Source organism: Streptomyces sp. 15-116A (genome assembly GCF_025290915.1).
Taxonomy (GTDB): Bacteria; Actinomycetota; Actinomycetes; order Streptomycetales; family Streptomycetaceae; genus Streptomyces.
In genome coordinates, this window is sequence record NZ_JAOCQE010000390.1 from 1 (window position 1) to 4,732 (window position 4,732).

Consider the following 4,732-nt stretch of genomic DNA (forward strand, 5'->3'; position numbering starts at 1 on the left):
CACGAGGGCGCCGAGGAGTTCGTCGCCGGCGGCCACGGCGGCGATCCAGTCGGCCCCGTGCCGCACCGCGTGCCCCTCCGCGCGGGAGGACTGCAGGGCCTGGGCCGGCGCGGCGGCCGCCTCGGCGAACTCGACCTGGCCGTCGAGGACCTCGGAGACGGCGGCGGCCACGTCGTGCACCCCGCCGCCCCGCAGGACCAGCTCGGCGAGCCGGTCGTGGACGTCGGAGGCGCGCTCGATCACGCCGCTGCGGTCGCGGATGATCTCGTTGGCGTGCTCCAGGTCGGCGAGCGCGGAGCGGGTCTCGGCCAGCAGGTTGGCCGTGTCGATGGCCGCGGCGGCGAGGGCGGCGAAGGAGCCGAGCAGGGCGATCTGCTCCCGCTCGAACACCCGGGCCCGCCGGTCGGCGGCGAACAGCACACCGATCACCGTGTGCCCGAGCATCAGGGGCACGCCGAGGATCGCCACCAGGCCCTCGTCGCGCACGCCCGCGTCGATGCTGAGGGTGTGCTGGAAGCGGTCGTCGCGGAAGTAGTCGTCGGTGACATAGGGGCGGGCGGTCTGGGCGACGAGCCCGCCGAGCCCCTCGCCCATGCCGAGGCGCAGCTGCTGGAAGCGGGCGGACACCGAGCCCTCGGTGACCCGCATATAGGTGTCGCCCCTGGCCGGGTCGTTCAGGCTGAGGTAGGCGACATCCGTGCCGAGCAGCGAGCGGGCGCGCTGCACGATGGCCTGGAGCACGGCGTCCAGGTCGCGCAGTCCGGCGAGGTCGTGGGCGGTCTCGAACAACGCGGACAGCTCGGCCTCGCGCCTGCGCCGCCCCTCCAGTTCCGCGCGCACGCGCAGGGCGAGCAGCTTGGCCTGTTCCAGCGCGGCGATCCGCTCGGTCGGCTGGCCCTCGGCGCGGGCGAGCAGCACCGGCTGCTCATAGGCCTCGGCGGGCGCGCCCCGGGCCAGCAGCTCGAGGAACGGCGCCTCGGCACCGCCGGACGCCGGGCGGGCGTCGGGGCGCGGACGGCGCGGCGCGGGGGCGCCGCGCTCGGCGGACTGCACGTGATCGCGGGACATGCTCACAGGATTCCTCATCCCACGCCCGGCCCGTCAGGCCTGTGGAAAACCTCTCCGGCCCGCGGACCGGGTCAGTGTGCGGTCCAGCCGCCGTCCAGGACCAGCGAGGTGCCCGTCACGAAGGACGCCTGAGGGCCGCACAGATAGGCGACCGCCTCGGCGACCTCCTCCGGTTCGATCAGCCGCTTGATCGCGCTGTCCTGGAGCATCACCTCGGTCAGGACGCGTTCCTCGGGGATGCCGTGCGCCCGCGCCTGGTCGGCGATCTGCTTCTCGACCAGGGGCGTGCGCACATAGCCGGGGTTCACACAGTTCGAGGTGACACCGTGGGAGGCGCCCTCCAGCGCGGCCGTCTTCGACAGTCCCTCCAGACCGTGTTTGGCGGCCACATAGGCGGACTTGTAGGCCGAGGCGCGCAGCCCGTGGACGGAGGACACATTGACGATCCGGCCCCACCCCTGTCCGTACATATGGGGCAGCGCACCACGGATGAGCCGGAACGGCGCCTCCAGCATCACCGTGAGCACCGTGTGGAAGACGTCGGGCGGGAAGTCCTCGATCGGGCGGACCAGCTGCAGCCCGGCGTTGTTCACCAGCACGTCCGTGCCGGCGGCGGCGAGCTCGGCGGCGTCCAGGTCGGTGAGGTCGAGGACGTGCGGCTCGACCGTGCCGCCGAGGCCCTGGGCCGTCTCGGCGAGCGACTCCAGGCCCGCGGCGTCCCGGTCGACGGCTCTGACCTTGGCCCCGGCGGCGGCGAGCCGCAGCGCGCAGGCGCGGCCGATACCACCGGCGGCGCCGGTGACGAGGGCGGTACGGCCACCGAGGTCGAGCGGGGAGGCTTGGGGGGCCGGAACGGCACGGGAGGCGGTCATGTCTCGACCCTAGGCAGCACCCGCACCCCGACCCATGTGCTCAGCCCCTACAGTTCAGCCAATTCCAGTGGGGTCGAACCATGTGGGGTCGTCCGACATGGCCTGCTTGATCCGAAACCGCGAGAACTCGTGCAGCTCCGGCAGGGCGTCCACGGCGAACCAGCCGACGTCCAGCGACTCGTCGTCGTTCACCCGCGCCTCCCCGCCGACGGCCCGGCAGCGGAAGGTGATGTCCATGTACTGGCAGATGTCGCCGTTGCCGTACGTCACCGGATGCAGCGCCTGCACCAGCACGACCCGCTCGGGGACACAGACCACCGCCGTCTCCTCCTCGACCTCGCGCACGGCGCAGGCCGCCGGCTGCTCGCCGGGCTCGGGGATACCGCCGATCACCGACCACGTGCGGGTGTCGGCCCGGCGGTTCAGCAGCACCCTGTCCTCGTCGTCGAAGACGAGTGCGGTGACCCCGGGGAGCCACAGCAGCTGATGACCGGCGGACGCGCGCAACGTGCGGATGAAGTCAGGGGTAGCCATGCACTCGACCCTAACGGCCCGCCCGGCGCCCTTCCGCCGGCTTCAGGGGGTGTGCGACGGGCATATGGCTACACGTCACCGGCGCGTCGCCCGCGCATCCCCGCACCCACCGCCCAGCCCAGACCACCCGCGGCCACCAGCACGAGGGCGATCTCCGGGACGATGCCGAGACGGGTGGCGGGCGTCTGCGAGGAGCGCAGCGGCACCTCCTGCACCAGGGAGTCGGCGACGAACATGCCGGTCCTCTTCGTGATCGTCCCGTCCGGCATGATCACCGCGCTGACACCGCTGGTCACCGGCACGGTCACGGTACGGCTGTGCTCCACCGCGCGGACGCGGGACATGGCGAGCTGCTGGTAGGTCATCTCGCTGCGGCCGAAGGTCGCGTTGTTGCTGGGCACGGAGATCAGCTGGGCGCCGTCGGTGACGGTGTCGCGCACCGCCCAGTCGAACGCCGCCTCGTAACAGGTGACGAGGCCGACCCGGGCGCCGTCCATGGTGAACACGCCGGGCCCGCTGCCCCGGCTGAAGTCCTGGCGCACCATCGACGTCCACTCGTCGTTGATCGCCCCGATCAGGGAGCGCAGCGGCAGGTACTCGCCGAAGGGCTGGATCTGCCGCTTGTCGTAGGTGTCGACGGGGCCCTTCGCCGGGTCCCACAGGATCTGCTCGTTGAGCAGCTTGCCGTCCCTGCCGACCACGCCGCCGACCGAGACGGGCGCGCCGATCGCCTTGGCCGCGCGGTCGATGACGTCCCGCGCGTCGGGGTTGGCGAAGGGGTCGATGTCGGAGGAGTTCTCCGGCCAGAGCACGATGTCCGGCCGCTGGACCTTGCCGGCCTTCACGTCGGCGGCCAGGCGCTCCGTCTCACGCGCGTGGTAGTCGAGCACGGCGCGCCGCTGGGCGTTGAAGTCGAGCCCCAGGCGGGGCACATTGCCCTGGATGACGGCCACGGTGACGGTGCCGTCCTCGGCCGCGTCGCTGACCAGCGGCCGCGCGGCCACGGCGCCCACGACGGGAACGGCGACACTGAGCGCACCGAGGGCCGCGGCGGCCTTGCGTACGGTTCCGGTGCGCCGCCCCTCGATCACCACCCGGGTGATCTCGTACAGGCCGAAGCCGCACAGGACGACGGCGAACCCGAGCACCGGGGTGCCGCCGAGCGCGGCGAGCGGCAGGAACACACCGTCGGCCTGACCGAACGCGATCTTGCCCCAGGGGAAGCCCTCGAACGGCACACGCGCGCGGACCGCCTCCCCGGCGACCCACAGCGCCGCGCCCCACACCGGCCACCCCGGAAGCTTCGACACCGCGGCGATGCCGGCCCCGACGAGCGCGACGAAGGCCGCCTCGATCACGGCGAGGGCGATCCACGGCCCCGGGCCGACCTCCACCCCCGTCCACACCAGCAGCGGCAGCAGGAAACCGAGACCGAAGAGGTAGCCGAGACCGAACGCCGCCTTCCAGCCCCGCCCGCGCAGCACCCAGCCGAGGACGCCGAAGGCGGGCAGCGCGAGCCACCACAGCGTGCGCGGCGGAAAGCTGACGTACAGGAGCAGGCCGGCGAGCGCGGCCGCGACGGCCGGCACGAGCCGCACGAGCCACCGACGTCGCGCAGGCACACCCTGCGACGGCATCGATTCCGACTCGCCGACGGAAGGTACGGTGACGGTCACTCCGGGAGTCTACGGCGACCAGGCTGACCACGGACAGCAGCGTCTCTCAGAAGCGCGGGACCACGCGACGAGGGCGCGGGAAGCACCCCCTCAGGGGCGCGGGGAACGGCGCGACCAGCCACAAACGCACCAGCAGCCGCCCGGCACCAGACCCCACCACCCCCTCACGCGCCCCAACGGCCAAAGCGGCGCAGCCATCTGCGTGGCTCGTCACAACACATCCCCAAACCGTCCACCACCCGTTACCGTGTGCCGGTGCCTTGGTCGTGCCGCCCGTCGCGGCGCCGGCGGCCGGGGTTCTCACAGGTCGGGGGCGACGCGTGCGGGGTGCGGGGTGGGTTCCACGGGGATGACTGCGGCCGCCGCGGGTGCGGACGGCGAGAGACGGAGCGGACTGGACGCGGCGGGTGTCGTGGTCCTCGGGGCGTGTGCCGCCTGGCCCCTGATCACGGCGGCGGCCCGCGACGGCCGCCCCGAGGGCATGCTTCTCGCGGTGCTCGCGGTGGCCGCCGGTTACGCGGCCGGCCGGATCGGCGGGACGCTGCTGCCGGTGGCAGCGCCCTGCGTCTGGGCCCTGGCCGG

The 4,732-nt window shown here is 73.2% G+C and carries 4 protein-coding genes and 1 pseudogene; 1 reads left to right on the top strand and 4 read right to left on the bottom strand.

Annotation, left to right across the window (positions count from 1 at the left end; genetic code table 11):
- The 4 genes from N4P33_RS32970 to lnt all read right to left on the bottom strand — a co-directional run.
- On the bottom strand, window positions 1-1,068 hold a 1,068-nt coding region (locus N4P33_RS32970; protein ID WP_260830607.1), incomplete at its 3' end, for a GAF domain-containing protein.
- 71 nt (window positions 1,069-1,139) lie between these two features.
- Window positions 1,140-1,940: a 3-hydroxybutyrate dehydrogenase gene (locus N4P33_RS32975; RefSeq protein WP_260830608.1), complete on the bottom strand. Its 801-nt coding sequence runs from the start codon at window positions 1,938-1,940 to the stop codon at window positions 1,140-1,142.
- Between the two features lie 54 nt (window positions 1,941-1,994).
- Complete coding sequence (locus tag N4P33_RS32980; RefSeq protein WP_260830609.1) at window positions 1,995-2,474, bottom strand: NUDIX domain-containing protein; 480 nt, start codon at window positions 2,472-2,474, stop codon at window positions 1,995-1,997.
- A gap of 68 nt (window positions 2,475-2,542) precedes the next feature.
- Window positions 2,543-4,150 carry an apolipoprotein N-acyltransferase gene (gene lnt, locus N4P33_RS32985; RefSeq protein ID WP_399030561.1) on the bottom strand — a complete coding sequence of 536 codons (1,608 nt, stop codon included), beginning with the start codon at window positions 4,148-4,150 and terminating at the stop codon, window positions 2,543-2,545.
- A gap of 349 nt (window positions 4,151-4,499) precedes the next feature.
- Between lnt and N4P33_RS32990 the strand changes: the two are divergent.
- A pseudogene (locus N4P33_RS32990) lies at window positions 4,500-4,732 on the top strand (hypothetical protein); the annotation flags it as partial.

Bases quoted from the DNA above. Each gene is read 5' to 3' on its own strand.
- N4P33_RS32975 (WP_260830608.1), bottom strand. From the start codon at position 1,940: ATGACCGCCTCCCGTGCCGTTCCGGCCCCCCAAGCCTCCCCGCTCGAC.
- N4P33_RS32980 (WP_260830609.1), bottom strand. From the start codon at position 2,474: ATGGCTACCCCTGACTTCATCCGCACGTTGCGCGCGTCCGCCGGTCAT.